This is a genomic window from uncultured Sphingomonas sp. (assembly GCF_913062585.1).
Classification (GTDB): Bacteria; Pseudomonadota; Alphaproteobacteria; order Sphingomonadales; family Sphingomonadaceae; genus Sphingomonas.
Genome location: NZ_CAJXWX010000005.1, coordinates 129,892 through 148,310, shown reverse-complemented (window position 1 = coordinate 148,310; position 18,419 = coordinate 129,892). Strand labels below are relative to the sequence as shown.

At 67.4% G+C, this 18,419-nt stretch carries 17 protein-coding genes; 8 read left to right on the top strand and 9 right to left on the bottom strand.

Translation table 11 applies throughout. The features are described 5' to 3' along the window. The first annotated feature begins 101 nt into the window (after positions 1 to 101). Positions 102 to 782 (top strand): alpha/beta hydrolase, encoded by a 681-nt coding sequence (locus QZ546_RS05915; RefSeq protein WP_294235660.1) that lies wholly within the window; start codon positions 102 to 104, stop codon positions 780 to 782. Between the two features lie 335 nt (positions 783 to 1,117). Here the strand turns inward: QZ546_RS05915 and QZ546_RS05910 are convergent, their stop codons facing one another. Together QZ546_RS05910 and dxs are read right to left on the bottom strand one after the other, a co-directional pair. After that, entirely contained in the window at positions 1,118 to 1,291 is a 174-nt protein-coding gene (locus tag QZ546_RS05910; RefSeq protein WP_294235659.1) for a hypothetical protein, read from the bottom strand. After that, positions 1,288 to 3,213 carry a 1-deoxy-D-xylulose-5-phosphate synthase gene (gene dxs, locus QZ546_RS05905; protein ID WP_294235658.1) on the bottom strand — a complete coding sequence of 642 codons (1,926 nt, stop codon included), beginning with the start codon at positions 3,211 to 3,213 and terminating at the stop codon, positions 1,288 to 1,290. The genes QZ546_RS05910 and dxs overlap by 4 nt, the downstream gene beginning before the upstream one ends. A 94-nt stretch (positions 3,214 to 3,307) precedes the next feature. Here dxs and QZ546_RS05900 point away from each other — a divergent pair, with 94 nt between their 5' ends. Continuing rightward, positions 3,308 to 3,838 (top strand): GNAT family N-acetyltransferase, encoded by a 531-nt coding sequence (locus tag QZ546_RS05900; protein ID WP_294235657.1) that lies wholly within the window; start codon positions 3,308 to 3,310, stop codon positions 3,836 to 3,838. Here QZ546_RS05900 and QZ546_RS05895 read toward each other — a convergent pair. The 4 genes from QZ546_RS05895 to QZ546_RS05880 all read right to left on the bottom strand — a co-directional run bounded on the left by QZ546_RS05895 (position 3,835) and on the right by QZ546_RS05880 (position 7,887). Continuing rightward, positions 3,835 to 4,524, bottom strand: coding sequence for a hypothetical protein (locus QZ546_RS05895; protein WP_294235684.1), 690 nt, complete (start codon positions 4,522 to 4,524; stop codon positions 3,835 to 3,837). The two genes, QZ546_RS05900 and QZ546_RS05895, sit on opposite strands and share 4 nt — an antisense overlap. A 97-nt stretch (positions 4,525 to 4,621) precedes the next feature. Continuing rightward, entirely contained in the window at positions 4,622 to 4,933 is a 312-nt protein-coding gene (locus tag QZ546_RS05890; protein ID WP_294235656.1) for a hypothetical protein, read from the bottom strand. Positions 4,934 to 5,101: 168 nt separating this feature from the next. After that, positions 5,102 to 5,689 (bottom strand): hypothetical protein, encoded by a 588-nt coding sequence (locus QZ546_RS05885; RefSeq protein ID WP_294235655.1) that lies wholly within the window; start codon positions 5,687 to 5,689, stop codon positions 5,102 to 5,104. Positions 5,690 to 6,081: 392 nt separating this feature from the next. Then, positions 6,082 to 7,887 (bottom strand): DUF885 family protein, encoded by a 1,806-nt coding sequence (locus QZ546_RS05880; RefSeq protein WP_294235683.1) that lies wholly within the window; start codon positions 7,885 to 7,887, stop codon positions 6,082 to 6,084. 195 nt (positions 7,888 to 8,082) lie between these two features. Here QZ546_RS05880 and QZ546_RS05875 point away from each other — a divergent pair, with 195 nt between their 5' ends. From QZ546_RS05875 to QZ546_RS05865, 3 genes are read left to right on the top strand one after another with little or no spacing between them, the layout of a single operon-like run. Beyond that, the gene (locus QZ546_RS05875; protein WP_294235654.1) at positions 8,083 to 9,582 is read left to right on the top strand and encodes a DUF4173 domain-containing protein; all 1,500 of its coding nucleotides are present in this window, start codon (positions 8,083 to 8,085) and stop codon (positions 9,580 to 9,582) included. A gap of 11 nt (positions 9,583 to 9,593) precedes the next feature. Then, on the top strand, positions 9,594 to 10,301 hold the full coding sequence (locus tag QZ546_RS05870) for a response regulator transcription factor (protein WP_294235653.1): 708 nt from the start codon (positions 9,594 to 9,596) through the stop codon (positions 10,299 to 10,301). Further along, on the top strand, positions 10,280 to 11,881 hold the full coding sequence (locus QZ546_RS05865; RefSeq protein ID WP_294235652.1) for a HAMP domain-containing sensor histidine kinase: 1,602 nt from the start codon (positions 10,280 to 10,282) through the stop codon (positions 11,879 to 11,881). Before QZ546_RS05870 ends, QZ546_RS05865 begins: the two co-directional genes overlap by 22 nt. On the opposite strand, the gene QZ546_RS05860 is transcribed toward QZ546_RS05865, so the two are convergent. The 3 genes from QZ546_RS05860 to QZ546_RS05850 form a co-directional block, all read right to left on the bottom strand. Continuing rightward, on the bottom strand, positions 11,872 to 13,488 hold the full coding sequence (locus tag QZ546_RS05860) for a DUF5597 domain-containing protein (protein ID WP_294235651.1): 1,617 nt from the start codon (positions 13,486 to 13,488) through the stop codon (positions 11,872 to 11,874). The genes QZ546_RS05865 and QZ546_RS05860 overlap by 10 nt on opposite strands. Positions 13,489 to 13,622: 134 nt before the next feature. Then, entirely contained in the window at positions 13,623 to 13,832 is a 210-nt protein-coding gene (locus QZ546_RS05855; RefSeq protein ID WP_294235650.1) for a hypothetical protein, read from the bottom strand. Between the two features lie 30 nt (positions 13,833 to 13,862). Beyond that, complete coding sequence (locus QZ546_RS05850; protein ID WP_294235649.1) at positions 13,863 to 14,267, bottom strand: hypothetical protein; 405 nt, start codon at positions 14,265 to 14,267, stop codon at positions 13,863 to 13,865. A 325-nt stretch (positions 14,268 to 14,592) separates the two neighbouring features. Here QZ546_RS05850 and paoA point away from each other — a divergent pair, with 325 nt between their 5' ends. Genes paoA through paoC form a run of 3 tightly spaced genes read left to right on the top strand, consistent with a single transcriptional unit; the run spans position 14,593 to position 18,385 of the window. After that, positions 14,593 to 15,231, top strand: a complete 639-nt coding sequence (gene paoA / locus QZ546_RS05845) for an aldehyde dehydrogenase iron-sulfur subunit PaoA (protein WP_294235648.1) — start codon at positions 14,593 to 14,595, stop codon at positions 15,229 to 15,231. Then, positions 15,228 to 16,178, top strand: coding sequence for a xanthine dehydrogenase family protein subunit M (locus QZ546_RS05840; RefSeq protein ID WP_294235647.1), 951 nt, complete (start codon positions 15,228 to 15,230; stop codon positions 16,176 to 16,178). Before paoA ends, QZ546_RS05840 begins: the two co-directional genes overlap by 4 nt. After that, positions 16,175 to 18,385 (top strand): aldehyde oxidoreductase molybdenum-binding subunit PaoC, encoded by a 2,211-nt coding sequence (paoC, locus tag QZ546_RS05835; RefSeq protein WP_294235646.1) that lies wholly within the window; start codon positions 16,175 to 16,177, stop codon positions 18,383 to 18,385. Before QZ546_RS05840 ends, paoC begins: the two co-directional genes overlap by 4 nt. Positions 18,386 to 18,419: the final 34 nt, after the last annotated feature.

Sequence of the window (18,419 nt, the reverse complement as noted above, 5' to 3'; positions counted from 1 at the left end):
CCGTCATCCACTGGGCGCGATGCCTATTGCCTATCTTTTTAGTGGGAATATCTTCCCTCACAGGATCGGGAGTCGTCCCGGCCCTATCGAGGAGATGCCATATGGGTTCGTTCGCATCCTATGAGGCCCGCAAACCAACGGTCCTCACCGTACCGGGACTTGGCGGCTCGGGCCGCTCGCACTGGCAAAGCCTGTGGGAAGAGGCGCGACCCGACACAATCCGGGTCGAACTGGGCATGTGGTCGACGCCGCACCGCAATGCCTGGGTCACGCGGCTGGACCAGGCGATCCGGCAGGCGCAGGCGCCCGTGATCCTGGCAGCCCATTCGCTGGGCTGCCTGGCGGTCGCCTGGTGGGCGGAGCTGTCGCCGCAACCCTATGGCTGGCCCGTCGCGGGCGCCTTGCTGGTCGCGCCCGCCGATGTCGATCGGGCCGATGCGCCGGAGGCGTTGAAGGGCTTCGCGCCCAGCCCCCGCACGCCGCTCCCCTTCCCCTCGATTCTGGTCGCGAGCCAGGACGATCCCTGGATCTCGATCGAACGCGCGCACAGCCTGGCGGTCGATTGGGGCAGCCACTTCGTCGATGCCGGGCATCAGGGGCATATCAATGCCGCGAGTGGGCTCGGCTGGTGGCAGGAGGGGCAGGAATTGCTCGGCCGGGTGATCGCGGCCAGCGGAATGGACAGGCCGACGCCCTCCGGCCCGTTATCGCCCAGCGAGGCGCGTGCGGTTCTGGCGGTGAACGCGACCGATGCGGCGCAGGCGCATTATCTGGGGCGGTGAATCGGTGCCGAAGCCGGATTCTCGGCGGATGTCGGGGCCTGCGCTTCGACTTCGCTCAGCGCGAACGGTGGTCGAGGAGCACCCAAACACCGTTCAGCCTGAGCGGAGTCGAAGGCCAAGGGCGAGCCCCACCACTTCGCGTTCCCCGGCGGAGGCCGGGGCCCAGTTTCTGTGAGGCCGAGAGGGGTAGAGACGGCGAGTGGGAGGCCATGGCGATCGGTGGCAGTCGCCTCCCACGCAGGTTCACCGCGCCATCTCATCCGGGCAGCAACTGGGCCCCGGCCTTCGCCGGGGAACGCCGAGTGGTGAGGGTTTCCATTGGCCTTCGACTTCGCTCAGGCTGAACGGAGGTCGGAACTGCCGTCGTTTTCGCGCTCTTCCCGCGCCGCCTCGGCCTTTGCCGCGGCCGTGGTGGCCTTCATCCGCCGCCACATGCGGACATTCACCCCGACCATCATGACCACCGCCAGCGTCGTGAAGACGATGACGGCGGTCCAGCCCCGGATCATGCGCGGGCGCCCTCGGGCACGTTCGCGCTATTATGGCGCAGCGCCTTCAACACCGTCTCGACGATCGCATCGGCGTCGAGACCGGCCTGGGCGTACTGCACCTCGGGCTTGTCCTGATCCTGGAAGATGTCGGGCAGGCGCATCGTGCGCAGCTTCAGCCCACCGTCGATCAGCCCTTCGTCCGACGCCATAGTCAGGACATGCGCGCCGAAGCCCCCGATCGCATTCTCCTCGATCGTCACCGCCACCTCATGCGTGGTCAGCATCCGGCGGATCAGCGCCTCGTCGAGCGGCTTGGCGAAGCGCAGGTCGGCGACCGAGGTCGACAGCCCCTTGGCCTCCAGCGTGTCGGCGGCGCGGAGCGCCTCGGCCAGGCGGGTGCCGAGCGACAGGATCGCGACCTTCTTGCCCTCGCGCACGACCCGGCCCTTGCCGATCTCCAGCAGCTGCGGCGTCTCGGGCAGCGCGACGCCGACGCCGTTCCCGCGCGGATAGCGGACCGCGATCGGGCTGCTATCGTGGTTGACGCAGGTATGGACCATATGGACCAGCTCCGCCTCGTCGGCGGCGGCCATCACCACCATATTGGGCAGGCTGGCCAGATAGGTGACGTCGAACGAGCCCGCATGGGTCGCACCGTCCGCACCGACCAGCCCCGCACGGTCGATCGCGAAGCGGACCGGCAGGTTCTGGATCGCCACGTCATGGACCACCTGGTCATAGGCGCGCTGCAGGAAGGTCGAATAGATGGCGCAGAAGGGCCGCATTCCCTGCGCCGCCAGACCCGCCGCGAAGGTTACGGCATGTTGCTCGGCGATACCGACGTCGAAGAAGCGATCGGGATGCGCGTTGGCGAACCTGTCGAGGCCGGTGCCCGAGGGCATCGCCGCCGTGATCGCACAGATGCGCGGATCGCTCTCCGCTTCCTTCGCCAGCGTCTCGCCAAAGACGTTCTGGTAGGCCGGCGGGCCCGGCGGCGCCTTGGCCTGGGCGCCGGTGATGACGTCGAACTTCTGGACGCCGTGATATTTGTCCGCCGCCGCCTCGGCCGGGGCATAGCCCTTGCCCTTCTTGGTGACGACATGGATCAGGATCGGCCCCTGCTCGGCGTCGCGGACATTCTCCAGCACTGGGATCAGATGGTCGAGATTGTGACCGTCGATCGGGCCGACATAATAAAAACCCAGCTCCTCGAACAGCGTGCCGCCCATGGTCATGCCGCGCGCGAACTCGTCGGTCTTCTGCGCCGCCTTCTGGATCGGACGCGGGAAACGCCTGGCGAGCTTCTTGAGCACGTCGCGCACGCCAAGGAATTCGCGGCTCGACACCATGCGCGACAGGTACGCTGACAGGCCCCCGACCGGCGGAGCGATCGACATGTCGTTGTCGTTCAGGATGACGACCAGGCGATTGCCCGCCTGTTCGGCATTGTTCATCGCCTCATAGGCCATGCCCGCCGACATCGCGCCGTCGCCGATCACCGCGATGCCCTTGCCGGGCGTCCCCGCGAGCTTGTTGGCCACCGCAAAGCCGAGCGCGGCCGAGATCGAGGTCGAGCTGTGCGCCGCGCCGAACGGGTCGTATTCGCTTTCCGATCGCTTGGTGAAGCCCGACAGGCCGCCGCCCTGGCGGATGGTGCGGATACGGTCGCGCCGTCCGGTCAGGATCTTGTGCGGATAGCATTGATGGCCGACGTCCCAGATCAGCCGGTCGTCGGGGGTATTGAAGACATAGTGGAGCGCGACCGTCAGCTCGACGACACCCAGCCCGGAGCCGAGATGGCCGCCGGTGGTGCCCACCGCCGAGATCGTCTCGGTCCGCAATTCGTCGGCGAGTTGCCGCAGCTGTTCGGGGGCCAGCCGACGCAGGTCGTCGGGAGTGTGGACCGTGTCGAGCAGCGGGGTTTGAGGAATGTCTGCCATCTGACCGGCTTATCCCAGCTTGTGACTGGTGTCGATTGTCACCGTTCACCATATCTTCATTGACGGATCGGGAAATTTGTCCCGAACAAGAGACATGTTTTCCTTTCGCTGGGCCGAGACCTCCGACATTCCCGCCATCGCAGCGCTGATGGAACGCGCCATCGCCGTGCTTCAGCAAGACTTTCTCACGCCCGCCCAAATCACCGCCAGCCGGTCTGTCATGGGACTGGATACACAATTGATCGCCGACGGTACCTATCTGCTTGCCGAGAAGAATGGGCGGCTGGCAGCCTGCGGCGGCTGGAGCGCGCGGGCGACGCTTTATGGCGGCGATCATAGCCAGAAGCTGCGCGACGCGACCATGCTCGATCCCGCCCGCGACCCGGCGCGCATCCGGGCGATGTATGTCGATCCCGATTTCGCGCGACGGGGCCTGGGCCGCGCGATCCTGGCGCGGTGCGAGGCGGCCGCACAGGATGCGGGCTTCCACTCGGCCGAGATGATGGCCACGCTGGCGGGCGAGCCGCTCTACCGCGCCTGTGGCTATGAAACGATCGAGCCCGTCCTGTCCGCTCCGGTCGACGGAGTCCGCGTGCCGCTGATCCGCATGGGCAAGCGCCTTTAGGCCGAAGGCTGCGCGCGGAGCATCGGGAAGACGTCCTCGATCGGCTTGGTATCCGGCAGGACATAGACATAGCCGCCCTTCTTGCGGAAGGTCGGTCGCAGCTGCTTGGCATAGAAGGCCTGCGGCACGTTGATGCAGCCGAAGGTGATCCGATTGTCGTCCGGCGTGGGCGACAGCATCCGCTCGCGCCGCTTTTCCCTGGCGCCCGCATCCTTGGGGATCGGATGCAGCGCGACCGAGGTCGCATAATCGACCCACAGGACGCGCTCGCCCGCCACCGGCAGGCCGAACTTGGCCAGATACCGCCCGGCAGGCGTCGTCTTTTCGGCCGGGCCGAGCGAGGCCAGCGTCTTGGTGCCGACGCCGGGGTTGGCATCGTCGCCCGGCATGATGCCGATCAGGACCGGCACCGCGGCCATCCGCGTACCGTCGGGCGCGAACAGGAACAGGGTCGCATTGACCTTGTCGACCACCGCCCAGGGCAATCCGCGATTATCCTTCGCGCGGCCGACCCATGCGATCACGCGCTGGGCCTCCGGTGACGGGGTGAGCATGGGAGCCGGCTCGGCCGGAGCCTTGGGGCGCGTCTGGCGCGCGGCCACCTTGGGCGGCTCGACCCGGCGCGCGTCGCCGATCGCCGGAAGGAACAGGGCCAGCCCGGCCAGCGGCACCATCAGGAATTTCATCGGGGCAGAGGACTCACGCAAAAGGCCGGTCCTTCCCCGGTTCAAAGGGGAAGGACCGGCACGTCATGGGGTCAAGCTGTCGCTTGGACCGAAAGGATCAATGGCGCGGGCGACGCGCGGGCTTCTGTTCCTGCGCGGTCATGCGCTGGTCGAGGCCGTCGACACGGCCGCCCAGCTGGTCCAGCCGCTGGCCATTGGCCTGGGCCTGGCCCGACGCGGCCTGCGCCTCGGCCAGCGCCGCCTTGGCGGTGCCGTCGGTCTGCTGGAGCCGCTGTTCGAGCGAGTCGACGCGTTGGCTGACGGGCGCGATCTGTTCCCGAACGAAGGATTTGGTGGCGCACCCGCCGAGGCTGACGGCACCCGCCAACGACACCAGCGCGATCAGGGATTTGGACGCATAAGCAGACATAAGCTGTTCTTCCACTCGTTAAGCAACCGCAACAACGAAGCTGAGCGGAAAAAGTTCGACAATCCCCATTCTGTTCAGCCGTGCCAGTTCCCCGACCAATGGTTATCTGTTAAAAGCTCACGACCACGCTGATCTATGTAATCTTATTAATCCTGCGTTCAGCTATTGTCACTTTCGACGCGACTTCTTCGAAAATGGGTCGCGCGGGATACCGTCAAGCGCAGCGTCATCACGCGAAGCCTTGGCGGGAGCGGCGGTTTGCGCCGTGACGCAATCGCGCAACGCCGCGATCGCCGCGCCGCTGCCGTCCAGCATCAGGCGCTCGACCGGCACATCGCCGCGCGCAATGTCCAGCCGCTGCGACTTGGCGAAATAGGTTGGAAAGGCGCTCTCGAAACTGGTCACGAAGCCCCGCTTTCCGTCCAAGGCCAGGCCGACCGCGAAATGCTTCGGATAGCCGCCGCTGGTCAGCCGGAAGTCGAGCGACAGGCGCTCCTTGGGCTTGATCGACCAATTGTCGTTAAGCACGGTCAGGTGGTTCGACCCGTCGCGGTCCAGCCCCAGGAGCAAGGTCGTGCCCCCTAGCCGCTTATAGACGCGGGTGAGGAAACACCCCTGCCCGTCCTCGCTGGGCGCCAGCGTCCAGTCGCCCAGATCGCGCGGCGCGGCATCGACGGCACGCGCCATAGTGCCGCCAAAGGACAAGGCGGCGAGCAACAACGACGAAAGGGCGAGACGGCGGCGTGGCATGGTCATGATCGTAATCCTCCGCCACCGTTCCTATCCGCCCGTGCAGCCTTTGGCCAAGCTTTGGGACGGGTCGATATTCTGTAAGCCTTTCCGCCCCTCGCCCCTTAAAAAGATGCGAGGGATTTAAGAAAACGCCATGCATCCCAGAGCCGATCGGCATTCAGTTCGCGCATTCTTTCCCTCTCCCCTGGACAGGGGAGAGGGTTAGCGGAGCTAGCCAGCGTGCTGGCTAGCGCAGTTTGGGTGAGGGGTTGAGCGAGCCTTCGGCTCGCGCGCTTCGCGCGCCCACCCCTCACCCAGCTCCGACTAAGTCTTTGCTATGCAAAGACCAAGTCTGCGCAACCCTCTCCCCTCAGAGAGGGGCTAGGGAAGGACGCTACGTCGGAAGTCGCCCCGCTCTAAACCATCCGTTCGCGCACCACCCGCTCCAGCACGTCGAGCGGCATCGCGCCCAGCGTCAGGACATGGTGGAAGACCTTGGGATCCCAGCGCGCCCCTGCCTTCGCTTTCGCCTCGTCGCGCAACCGCGTCCAGACGGTATGCCCGATCTTGTAGCTGCACGCCTGGCCCGGCCAGACGGTGTAGCGGTCGATCTCGCCCTGGCTGCGTCCGCGCGCGATGCCGGTGGTGGCGATCAGATAGTTGGTCGCCTTCTCGCGGCTCCAGCGCTTGGCGTGCATCCCCGAATCCACGACCAGCCGGGTCGCGCGGAACAGCAGGGATTGCAGATAGCCGACCTGGCCGAGCGGATTGCCTTCATACATCCCCATCTCGTCGGCCAGCTGTTCGGAATAGAGTGCCCATCCTTCCGAATAGCCCGAATAGAAACCGCGACGGCGGATCAGCGGAATGTCCTGGCTCTCCAGCGCCGACATGACCTGCAGGTGATGGCCCGGCACCGCCTCGTGATAGGTGAGCGTCGCCAACCCGAATTTGGGCCGGTCGAACGTATCGCGCAGGTTGATGAAATAGATGGCGGGCCGTGTCCCGTCGAGCGAGGCGGACTGGTAATAGCCACCCGGCGCCCCCGCCTGGATCGCCTCCGGCACGCGGCGGATCTCGACCGGCGCCTTGGGCAGGACCGCAAATTGTTCGGGCAGACGGCGGGTCATCGCCGCCAGCTGCGACCGCAATTGTTCGAGCAGCGCCTCGCACCCCGGATCGGTGTTCGGATAGAGCTGGTCCGGCCGCTTGTTGAGCGCGACCAGCCGTTCGCCGACGCTGCCCTGGCGCAACCCTTGCGCCTTCAGGATGGTGTCGATCCGGCCGCCGATCTCGGCCACCTGGGCTAGGCCGAGCCGGTGGATCTCGTCGCCCGACATCTCGGTGGTGGTCGCCGCCGCCACCGCGGCGCTATAATAGGCCGCGCCATCGGGCAGCCGCCAGACGCCCGCATCATGCACCGCCCGGCCGCGCAATTCGGTGACGAGCGCCCGTTGCCGGTCAAGCGCGGGGAAGACCCGCTCGGCCATCACCTTCGCCACCATCCCGGCCCGGTCGGGCGGCAGATTGGCGGCCTTCAGCTTGGCGGCGAGGTCCATAGCCGGGCCGGTCGCCTCGGGCGCCTTGTCGCGGACCGCCCCCAGCTGTTTGAGCGTCGTGTCGAGGATATAGTCCGGTGCGAACACGCCCCTGGCCGCGTCCTCCCGCTGTCTCGCAGTTTCCGCGTCGATCGCGCCTGCCAGCGCCTCCACGCGCGCGACATAGGCGTCGGCATCGGCGGCGTTCGTCACCCGGTGCTGGCCCGACAGGAAATCGGGCACGTCGCGATAGGCGCCCGACAACTGGCTCAGCACATAAGGCGCATAGCGGCCCGCGCTCGCCCCGTAGCCGAAGCGCTCGCCCGCAACGACCCGGTCCAGGCCATAGCCGACAATGTCATAGTCCAGCCGTGCCGCCTCCCCCAGCGCGTCACGGGGAATGCTCCGCAGTTGCGCCAGCTCCTGCCGGGCGCGGGCGAACTGCCGCGCCTCGCCAGCGCGCGAGACATCGTCGAGCTTGGCCTTCAGATAAGCGCGCGGCCCGGTGTCGAGCCCCAGCGAGGTCGCCTGTTCGGGACTGTCCTCCAGCCGCGCATAGAAAAAGCGATCGAGCATCGCCCGCAGCTCCGCATCCCGCGCCCCCCCGGCCGCCTGCGCAAGGCGCGGCAAGGCGGCGGTGACGGCGGCAAGACTGGCGGAGGCGAGGAACTGGCGACGCTGCATGAAGATATCCCGGTCATTCGTGCGGAAGGCCAAGGCTAAGCCCTTGGGACTGGGCTGCAAAGCCCTTTATCGCCGCGTCCGGCGAAGCGCCCTCTGCACCGTTTCTGCACATGATCCACACAGGATGAACGACGCGCCGACCGGCCGCCCTCCATATCCCGGGCGGCATAACTGGTCCCGACAAGGGAGTTCGGCATGACCGTCATCACATCCAGACGCTTCACCTTCGGGATCAAACTGATCGGCGCGGCTGCGCTGGTCGGGCTGGCGCATCTGTTCTTCTATGGCGAGGAGCCCGGCTGGACGCTGGGCGGCTTCGCATTGGCTTGGACCGTCCTGTTGCTGCTCCTGCGCCCCGATGTCCGCGCCAGCCGGTTGGCGCGGGTCGCGGTCGCGATGGCGACGCTGTTCGGGGTGATGCTGGTCGACAATCCGGGGCCGCTCAAATGGCTGTTGTTCGGCGTGTCGATCGGCATGGCGACGCTGCTGCCGTTGCGCCAGTTCGACGACGCGATGCACTGGGCGGGACGGTTGTTCGCCCATGGCCTAGGCAGCTTGGTCGCACCCTTTCGTGACGCCGCGCGGATCGCCCGCGCGCGCCGCCGTCGGCCGGGGCGCCGAGCGATCGCGGTAGCGGCAATGCTGGTCGTGCCGGTGCTGGGCAGCGCGTTGTTCCTGACCCTGTTCGCCCAGGCCAATCCGCTGATCGAACAGGCCTTCGCCTCGGTGCGCCTTCCCGGCCTGTCCGATCTGACGGCGCGCATATTGTTCTCGCTTCTCTTCCTGGTGATGATCTGGTCGAGCCTGCGCCCGCGCCGGACGCTGCTGCCGCAGGGATTCATCGCCCGGCCCGGCCCGGCGTCGCTGCCGCCGATCGGGCGTGCGACGCTGATCCTGTCGCTGGCGACGTTCAACCTGATCTTCGCCGTGCAGAACGCGCTCGACCTCGCCTTTCTGTGGAGCGGTGCCCCCCTGCCCCATGGCGTCACGCTCGCCGATTATGCGCATCGCGGTGCCTATCCGCTGATCGTGACCGCCTTGCTGGCGGGCGGGTTCGTGCTGGTCGCCGGGCGGTCGCGGGACCGGCTGGTCCGCCGCCTGATCGTGCTGTGGGTCGCGCAGAACATTCTCCTGGTCGCCTCCAGCATCCTGCGGACGGTCGATTATATCGCGGCCTTCGGGCTCAGCGGATGGCGGATCGCGGCGCTCGCCTGGATGGGGCTGGTCGCGCTGGGGCTGGCGCTGATCGTCTGGCGGATGCTGCGCGGGCGCTCGGCGCGGTGGCTGGTCAACGCCAATGCGCTGGCCGCCGGGGTCGTGCTGACCGCCGGATGCGCCAGCGACCTGGGCGCGATCGCCGCCAGCTGGAACGTGGCGCATGCCCGCAGCGCAGCGGATATCGACCTATGCTATCTGGACGGCCTGGGGCCATCGGCGCTTCTGCCCCTGATCGCTCTGGAGCGGCGCGCGGCAGGACCGATCCTGCGCGACCGCACCCGCATTTTGATCGCCAGCACGCTCGCACAGCTCGAAAGCGAACAAGCCGACTGGCATAGCTGGACCTGGCGCAATGCGCGGCGGCTATCGGCCGCAAGGACACTGGTGGGACGACGCCCCAAGCCCCCCGGTCTCCAGTCCTGTGGCCAGTTGGTGCCGGTCCCGGAGGATGTATTGACGGAGCCGCACCAGTCATGATCCTGTGCCCCATGCCCCGCACGATCCTGGTCGCCGACGACGATCCCAATATCCGCCAGTTGCTGGTCTTCGCACTCGGCAAGGCGGGACTCGACACAATCGAGGCGGCGGACGGCGAGGCGGCGCTGGCCGAGGTGGCGCAGCATCGGCCGGACCTGGTCGTCCTGGACATCAACATGCCGCGCATGGACGGGCTGGAGGTCTGTCGGCGGCTGCGGAGCGGCGGCGAGACGCCGATCCTGTTCCTGTCGTCGCGCGACGACGAGATCGACCGCGTGCTGGGGATCGAGCTGGGCGCGGACGATTATGTCGTCAAACCCTTTTCCCCGCGCGAGGTGGTGGCGCGGGTCATGGCGATCCTGCGCCGCACCCATGCGCATCCGCCGCAGGTGGAGACGGCGGGCACAGTCATCGGCCATGGCCGCCTGACCCTGGACATCGAGGGGTGGCAGGCACGCTGGGCGGGGGTGGAAGTGCCGCTGACCGTCACCGAATTCTCGATCCTGCGCACGCTCGCCGTCATGCCCGCCAAGGTGTTCAGCCGGGAGGCGATCATTGACCGGCTCCACGGGCCGGGCTTCGCCGTCACCGACCGGACGATCGACAGCCATATCCGCAACCTGCGCGCCAAATTCGCCGAGCGGGGCGGCACCGACCTGATCGAGACGCGCGCCGGGATCGGATACCGGCTGGGAGCGTGCGGCGGCGCGACGGCGTGATCTCCCACGCCAAGAATTGGGCGAAGCGCCACTGGCCGCGCCTGTCCCTGCGCACCTATCTGTTCGCCAGCTTCTTCCTGGTAGCCGCCCTGCCCGGTGTCGGTGCGGTCGCCCTGCGCGTCTATGAAAATACGCTGGTCCGCCAGACCGAGGCCGAACTGGAGGCGCAAGGGGCCGTGCTCGCCGCCAGTGCCGCGATTCTCTGGCCCGATGCGCCGCCGGGGCGCCCCGTCACCCGCTTCGCCCCCAGGACGATCGGTCCTTATGGCGGCGCGGTCGATACGGCCGTCGATCTCAGCGCGACACCGATCCTGCCCGAGCGCCCCAAGCCCCGGCCGAGCGGCGCGCCCAGCCCGGACGCCCGATCGGCCGCCGAGCGCCTGCTGCCGGTACTGGCGGCGACGCGGAACGCCACGCTCGCCTCGATCATCCTGCTCGACCGGGATGGGCGGATCGTCACCGGCTCACCGGATCGCGGCAGCTATGCCGATCTGCCCGAGGTCGCCGCCGCGCTGGCCGGAGCACCGCGCACCGTGCTGCGGCGCAATTCGGACTATCGGGCGGTCTTCCGCTTCGACTGGCTGTCACGCGCCGCCGCCACACGGGTCCATTATGCGCGGCCGATCCTGGTCGGCGACCGGGTCGTCGGGGTGGTGCTGGTCTCCCGATCCGCGCGTTCGCTTTTCGTCGGCCTGTATCAGGACTGGGGCAAGATCGTCATCGGTATCGCCGCGATCCTCGCCGCCCTGATCCTGCTGTCGGGCCTGCTCTCACGCGGTATCGCCCGGCCGATCGAGGAATTGCAGGATGCCGCGCGCGACGTGGCGGCGGGGCGCGGCACGGTGCCCGCCATTCCGGCGACCGCTGCGACCGAGATCCAGGACCTATATCGCGACTTCACCGTCATGGCGGAGGCGATCGAGGCGCGATCGCTCTATCTGCGCAACTTCGCCCATGCGGTCAGCCATGAGTTCAAAACGCCGCTGACCGGCATTCGCGGGGCGATCGAACTGCTGCAGGATCACGGCGCCACCATGTCCGATGCCGAGCGCAGGCGTTTCCTGGCCAATGCCGATGCCGATGCGGGGCGGCTCACCCTGCTCGTCTCGCGCCTGCTCGACCTGGCGCGCGCGGACATGACCAGCGCGGCGGACGGCGAGAGCGATGTCGTCGGCGTCGCCCTGAAGCTGGCCGATGCGCATCGCAGGAACGGGATCTCGATCGCGGTCGAGGCTGACGCCCCCCAGGTCCGGGTCGTCATCGCCCCGGAACCGCTGGAGGCGGTCCTCACCACCCTGATCGAAAATGGCCTTCAGGCCGGGGCGGACCGGATCACGATCCGGGTCGAAGCCACTGCCCCCGTGGTCGTCCATGTCATCGACAATGGCGCCGGCATCCCGCCCGGCGACCGGGATCGCATCTTCGAGCCCTTCTTCACCTCACGCCGGACAAGCGGCGGCACCGGGCTGGGCCTGTCGATCGCGCGGGCGCTGCTCGCCGGGTCGGGCGGCACACTCGACCTTGCCGAGGCCGAGCGCGGCACGACCATGCGCCTCACCCTGCCCGCGCGTCAGCGATAGCGACCCATCACGACCTTCAGCACCACCGGCCGGTCGATAATATTGATGCCGTAATCGGTCTGGTCGCCATTCCAGATGCGATCCATCACCCAATGCCCTTCGGCGAAATGCCCCTCCTCGACCCGGACGATCATCGCCCTGGGGTCCGGCGTCGCGGGCTCGAAGCGGGCTCGGACATGGTCGCCCACCATCAGGAATTCGTCGCGCGACAGCTGGACCACCGCCATGCCGCCGACCGGCTCGGCCTTCCAAGGCGCGGGCTCGGATTTCAGCCAGGTCCAGCTCTTCTCGCCGAACTGCCACTGGCCGAATTCCGCCCGGATGCGCCAGTCGCCCAGCACCGTCTCTCGGTCGCCGCCGTCATCGGGTCTGGCCGCGCCCCAGCTCGGATGCGCGAACGCCGCCTGCGCCCAGTCGCGCATCACCCCCGCCACCGCGCCATAAGGCCCGGCAAAGGCGTCGAGCGTCGCGGTATCCAGGGCCTTGGCGCCCAGCGGATAGTTGAAGAAGCCGGTATCATCCATGCCGAACGGCGCAAAGCCGATCGCCCCGCGCCCCAGCGCTTCGTAGACATAGCGGGCAAATGCCCGGTCATTGCCGATCTCGGGCACCAGCAGCGGATTATCGGGCCGTGCATAGGCGTCGAGATAGAGACCGACATTGCGGCTGTCCCGGTCATAAATGTCGGGCGCCTCGGCGTCGATCGCGGGGGCGGCGACCTTCCAGATGTCGAGCACGTCCTGCTGCGGCCCGCCGCTCGCTACGCCGTCCGGATCGGGCACGTTGGACGGCCCCGCCAGCGCGGCGTTGACGTACATGGGCAGCGGCTTCACCGCCTTTCCCGCCTCGACGATCGCGTTGATGTAGCGCGCGGTATACCAGCTGTTGAACGCCCGGTCGGCCTGGGCCCCGAACACCGCCGCCCAATTCCCGCGCGGCTTGCCCAGCCTGCGGCTCAGCGCCTCGGGCACCGGCTGTTCGAACAGGCGCTGCGCCGTGGCCGAATAATCGCGCGGATTGCGATAGCTGCCCACTTCGTTCTCGGGCTGGACCATGATGACCGTGTTCTGCGGATCATGGTCCTTCAGATAGGTCATCAACCGGACAAAGGCGCGCTTGTCCGCCTCCAGCGTGGTGCGCGCCATCGGGGTCAGCGCGTAATGATCCTGCCCTCCGCGCGTCTTCATCCGGGGGAAGCGGCGATTGTCGAGCTTGACCCAATCGGGCGTATAGCCGGGCGAGGTATTCTTCCACGTCGCGAACCAGAGGAGCACGACGCGCTTGTCATGCGCGCGCGCCTGGTCGAGCAGCGTCTGGACGAAGCGGAAGTCGAACTGTCCCTCGACGGGCTCGATCTGCTGCCAGGCGACGGGGATCTCGACCGTATTGGCGTGGATCCGGTCGAGGACCGGCCAGACCTTGGGCAGCGCAGCGGCATAGTTGCTGGAATTGTTGACCTGCGCGCCCAGCATCAGGAAGGGGCGGCCATCGACCAGCAGCGCATGGCGCCCCGCCTTGGTGACGATGCGCGGAACCTCAGTCTGTTGCGCGGCCAGCGGCGTCGCCAGGCCCAGCGCCATCATCGCCCCAATCATTGCCCCGCGCATCGCATCCCCTCGCCCTTTTTCAGCCTGTGTGCACGGGAAGGCGGCGAGCGGCAACGGCTTCAACGGTTCGTCGCCACGATCGTTGGCCCCGGTTTGTCGTTATCCTCGCTGATCGGGAGCGAGAATGGCCGGCGCTAGACGGTGCCCCCGGTGTCCTGCCCCGGCGTCGCGTCATGGACGGCCCGCGCATCCCGGGCCGCTTCGGTACGCTTGGATCGCTGGGCCATGGCGGACCATGCCGCCCCGGAACGAAGGCATCGTTCGCGGACATTGGCCAGGTCGGTCGCCGCCGCCTGATCGCGGCATTCGGTGGCGCGCTGCTCGAACAGTTCGGAGTCTCGCATGATCATGCCTTTCGCGAGAGAGAAACGGGATCAGGCCGCCAGGTCACATCCGGCGATGCCCGATGGACAATCCAACAGACCATCCGACAGGCAGGGCGCCGCGTGGCGATATTCGGTGGCGATGCGCAGGATGTCGGCAATGGTAAAGCCACCGCCGCCCCTATCGTCGGCCGCATCCGCCTCCCGCCAATGGTCGATCTCCGCCATCCGGACCGGGCGCATCGCGACGATGCCGACCCAATGGGCGAGCAGGACATCGAGTTCGCGAAAGCCATTGGCGGTCACGCGCGCCCGAACGGTCCGCCGCCGGTTCGACAACGCGTTTTCAGGCGTCGACCAGAGCGGGGCTATCCGCTCCTCCATGACCCGGATACCGTCCATCAGGGCGCGATAGGCCCGCGCACGTTCGGCGGGTGTGACGAATATCTTCGTCATGGGCGACGCACCGCCCGGCGGCCAGGTTCGGCATGGATCAAGATGGGGAAGCTCCGGCGCGACAAGCGGGAGCACAAGGTCTCTCAGTCACCAGCGCTTGCGAAACCAAACCGGCGATGACCGACGCTACCAGTTCGCCTCGTCTTCGTCGCGCGGAATCGGTCTCGTCGGCCTTTTTATCTTGGGATATTTTCTCACGCGACCAAAAGACATTACGCGCGTTTCATGAAACGTCACCGCCGATGCGGCCCATCTCACGCGAGCGGGCCCGCTTGCGAAGGCGGGTGCCATGACGGATGATGCATTCAGGAAGGGAACCGGACCATTGGCCGATCGCAGCGAATTTTCCGTGTCGCGCCGCGGGGTGATCGTCGGTGGTGCCGCGACCGCCATGGCCGCCTCCGCCCCCGTCGAGGCCCAGAGCAGAAAGACCACCATGCCGCCCGATCCCGCCGCCATGCCCGTCACGCTGAAGGTGAACGGCCAGACGCGCAAAGTCTCGCTCGACCCGCGCACGACGCTGCTCGACACGCTTCGCGAGCATCTGCACCTGACCGGCACCAAGAAGGGCTGCGATCACGGCCAGTGCGGCGCCTGCACGGTGATGGTGAACGGACAGCGGATCAACAGCTGCCTGTCGCTCGCACTCCAGCATGACGGCGACAGCATCACCACCATCGAGGGGCTGGGCACGCCGGAAAAGCTGCATCCGATGCAGGCGGCATTCGTGCGGCACGACGGTTATCAGTGCGGCTATTGCACGCCGGGCCAGATCTGCTCGGCGGTGGCGGTTCTCGACGAGATCAAGCGCGGCGTGCCCAGCCATGTCCAGGCCGACCTGACCGCCAAGCCCGAGCCCACCAACATGGAAATGCGCGAACGGATGAGCGGCAATATCTGCCGCTGCGGCGCCTATTCCAACATCGCCGAGGCGATGGCCGAGGTCGCAGGAGCCAAGGCATGAAGCCCTTCACCTATGAGCGTGCGAAGGATGCGGTCGCCGCCGCCCGCGCAGCCACCAAGCCCGGCGCCAAGTTTCTCGCGGGCGGCACCAACCTGCTCGACCTGATGAAAATCGAGGTCGAGACGCCGACCCATCTGATCGACGTGCAGGATCTGGGTCTCGACCGGATCGAGAAGACCAGCGAAGGCGGTCTGCGTATCGGCGCCTTTGTCAGCAACACGGCGCTCGCCGCCGACGAGCGGGTGCGGCGCGATTACGGCGTGCTGTCGCGCGCGATCATCGCAGGGGCGAGCGGACAGCTTCGCAACAAGGCGACGACGGCGGGCAATCTGCTCCAGCGGACCCGCTGCCCCTATTTCTACGACACCAACATGGCCTGCAACAAGCGAAGGCCGGGTTCGGGATGCAGCGCCATCGGCGGCTATTCGCGCCAGCTCGCGGTGGTCGGGGCGAGCAGCGACTGTATCGCGACCAACCCCAGCGACATGAACATCGCCATGCGGGTGCTGGACGCGGTAGTGGAGACGGTGAACTCGGACGGCCGCACCCGCGCCATCCCCATCGCCGACTTCCACCGCCTGCCCGGCAACACGCCACATATCGAGACGGCGCTCCAGCCGGGCGAGCTGATCACCGCGGTCTCCCTGCCCCGTCCGGTCGGCGGCACGCACATCTATGAAAAGGTGCGCGACCGCGCCTCCTACGCCTTCGCGCTCGTCTCGGTCGCGGCCGTCGTCCAGAAGGACGGCACCGGCCGTGTCGCGGTGGGCGGGGTCGCGCCCAAGCCCTGGCGGATCGAAGCCGCCGAGGCCGCGATGCCGCAAGGGGCCAAGGCGGTGACGGCGACCTTGTTCGCCGATGCCCGCCCCACCAGGGACAATGAATATAAGGTGCCGCTCGTCGAACGGACGCTGGCGGCCGCGATCAACCAGGCGAGGACCGCATGAAGTTCACCGAGCCTGCGGGCACCAACCCCATCGACCGCATGACCGTCGTCGGCCGTGCGCAGGACCGGATCGACGGCCCGCGCAAGACGTCCGGCACCGCGCCTTATGCCTATGAACATCATAAGGAGGCCCCCAACGCCGCCTATGGCTGGATCATCGGCGCGGCCATCGCCAAGGGGCGCATCCGGTCGATGAACCTCGACGATGCACGCGGCGCGCCCGGCGTGCTGGGCATCGTGACCGCGCAGGAGGCGGGCAAGCTCGCCAAGGGCAATTTCAACACGGCCAAGCTGCTCGGCGGCCCCGATATCGACCATTATCACCAAGCGATCGCCATCGTTGTCGCCGAGACGTTCGAACAGGCGCGCGCCGCCGCCGGTCTGGTCCGCATCGACTATGAGCGCGCCAAGGGACAGTTCGATCTCGACGACGCGCTGAAGTCCGCCCCGCTGGCCGGCGCCGAAGAGGGCAAGCCCGGCAAGGAAGACCGGACCGGCAGCTTCGAAAGCGCCTTTGCCACCGCCCCCGTCCAGCTCGACGCGACCTACACCACCCCCGACCACAGCCATGCGATGATGGAGCCCTTCGCCTCCATCGCGTCGTGGGACGGCGACCATCTGACCGTCTGGACCTCCAACCAGATGATCGCCTGGGGCCGCGGCGACCTTGCCAAGACGCTGGGCCTGCCAAAGGAGAAGGTGCGGTTGATCTCGCCTTATGTCGGCGGCGGCTTCGGCGGGAAGCTGTTCCTGCGCGCCGATGCCGTCATGGCGGCGCTGGGTGCGAAGGCGATCGGCCGGCCGGTCAAGGTCGCCATGCAGCGGCCGCTGATGGCGAACAACTCCACCCATCGCCCGGCAACCGTGCAGCGTATCCGCATCGGCGCGGCCAAGGACGGCGCGATCCAGGCGATCGCCCATGAAAGCGGATCGGGCGACCTGCCCGGCGGCGGACCGGAAACGGCGGTCAACCAGACGAAACTACTTTATGCCGGGCCCAATCGCCTGACGTCGATGCGTCTCGCCGTCCTGAACCTGCCCGAGGGCAATGCGATGCGCGCACCGGGCGAGGCGCCGGGCATGATGGCGCTGGAAATCGCCATGGACGAAATGGCCGAGAAACTGGGCATGGACCCGGTCGCCTTCCGCGTGAAGAACGACACCCAGGTCGATCCCGAAAAGCCCGAACGCCGCTTCTCGCAGCGCCAGCTCGTCCGCTGCCTGGAAGAGGGCGCACAGCGTTTCGGCTGGTCGCAGCGGAACGCCAAGCCCGCCCAGGTGCGCGACGGACGCTGGCTGGTCGGGATGGGCGTGGCCTCGGCTTTCCGCAATCACATCAACATGAAGTCTGGCGCGCGGGTCACGCTGGGCAAGGACGGCCGGGTCGCGGTCGAAACCGATATGACCGATATCGGCACCGGCAGCTATACGATCATCGCCCAGACCGCTGCCGAGATGATGGGCGTGCCGATGGAGACGGTAGATGTCCGGCTGGGCGACAGCGACTATCCGGTATCGGCGGGATCGGGCGGCCAGTTCGGTGCGGCCAACGCGACGGCGGGCGTCTATGCCGCCTGCGTCAAGCTGCGCGAGGCGGTGGCGCAACGGCTGGGGTTCAATTCGGCCGACCTGACCTTCGCGAACGGCCAGGTGACGAGCGGCAACCGATCGGTGAGTTTGCGCGACGCGGCATCGTCCGGCCCACTGACCGCCGAGGACCGAATCGAGTTCGGCGATCTGGGCAAGACCTATCAGCTATCGACCTTCGGCGCGCATTTCGTCGAGGTCGGGGTGGATGCCTATACCGGCGTCACTCGGCTGCGGCGGATGCTGGCGGTGTGTGCGGCCGGGCGTATCCTCAATCCCAAGGCGGCGCGCAGCCAGGTGATCGGCGCGATGACCATGGGTGTGGGCTCGGCGCTGATGGAAGAACTGGCGGTCGACAAACGCTTCGGCTTCTTCGTCAATCATGACCTGGCCGGCTATGAGGTGCCCGTCCATGCCGACATCCCGCACCAGGAGGTCGTCTTCCTGGAAGAGGCGGACGACAAGGCCAACCCGATGAAGGCCAAAGGCGTGGGCGAACTCGGCCTATGCGGGGTCGGCGCGGCGGTTGCGAACGCCGTCTATAATGCGACGGGCGTACGGATCCGCGACTATCCGCTGACGCTGGAGAAGCATCTGGATCGGCTGCCCGCCATCGCTTGACGATCTGTCCTGCCGGCCCGGCATCGGCTGATGC

What these genes read in the sequence shown, in the direction of transcription:
- QZ546_RS05890 (WP_294235656.1), bottom strand. Translation starts at nt 4,933, where the DNA reads ATGTCTGCTTATGCGTCCAAATCCCTGATCGCGCTGGTGTCGTTGGCG.
- QZ546_RS05875 (WP_294235654.1), top strand. Translation starts at nt 8,083, where the DNA reads ATGACCGTCATCACATCCAGACGCTTCACCTTCGGGATCAAACTGATC.
- QZ546_RS05885 (WP_294235655.1), bottom strand. Translation starts at nt 5,689, where the DNA reads ATGACCATGCCACGCCGCCGTCTCGCCCTTTCGTCGTTGTTGCTCGCC.
- paoC (WP_294235646.1), top strand. Translation starts at nt 16,175, where the DNA reads ATGAAGTTCACCGAGCCTGCGGGCACCAACCCCATCGACCGCATGACC.
- QZ546_RS05900 (WP_294235657.1), top strand. Translation starts at nt 3,308, where the DNA reads ATGTTTTCCTTTCGCTGGGCCGAGACCTCCGACATTCCCGCCATCGCA.
- QZ546_RS05850 (WP_294235649.1), bottom strand. Translation starts at nt 14,267, where the DNA reads ATGACGAAGATATTCGTCACACCCGCCGAACGTGCGCGGGCCTATCGC.
- dxs (WP_294235658.1), bottom strand. Translation starts at nt 3,213, where the DNA reads ATGGCAGACATTCCTCAAACCCCGCTGCTCGACACGGTCCACACTCCC.
- QZ546_RS05860 (WP_294235651.1), bottom strand. Translation starts at nt 13,488, where the DNA reads ATGCGCGGGGCAATGATTGGGGCGATGATGGCGCTGGGCCTGGCGACG.
- QZ546_RS05910 (WP_294235659.1), bottom strand. Translation starts at nt 1,291, where the DNA reads ATGATCCGGGGCTGGACCGCCGTCATCGTCTTCACGACGCTGGCGGTG.
- QZ546_RS05880 (WP_294235683.1), bottom strand. Translation starts at nt 7,887, where the DNA reads ATGCAGCGTCGCCAGTTCCTCGCCTCCGCCAGTCTTGCCGCCGTCACC.
- QZ546_RS05840 (WP_294235647.1), top strand. Translation starts at nt 15,228, where the DNA reads ATGAAGCCCTTCACCTATGAGCGTGCGAAGGATGCGGTCGCCGCCGCC.
- QZ546_RS05915 (WP_294235660.1), top strand. Translation starts at nt 102, where the DNA reads ATGGGTTCGTTCGCATCCTATGAGGCCCGCAAACCAACGGTCCTCACC.
- QZ546_RS05895 (WP_294235684.1), bottom strand. Translation starts at nt 4,524, where the DNA reads ATGAAATTCCTGATGGTGCCGCTGGCCGGGCTGGCCCTGTTCCTTCCG.
- QZ546_RS05855 (WP_294235650.1), bottom strand. Translation starts at nt 13,832, where the DNA reads ATGCGAGACTCCGAACTGTTCGAGCAGCGCGCCACCGAATGCCGCGAT.
- QZ546_RS05870 (WP_294235653.1), top strand. Translation starts at nt 9,594, where the DNA reads ATGCCCCGCACGATCCTGGTCGCCGACGACGATCCCAATATCCGCCAG.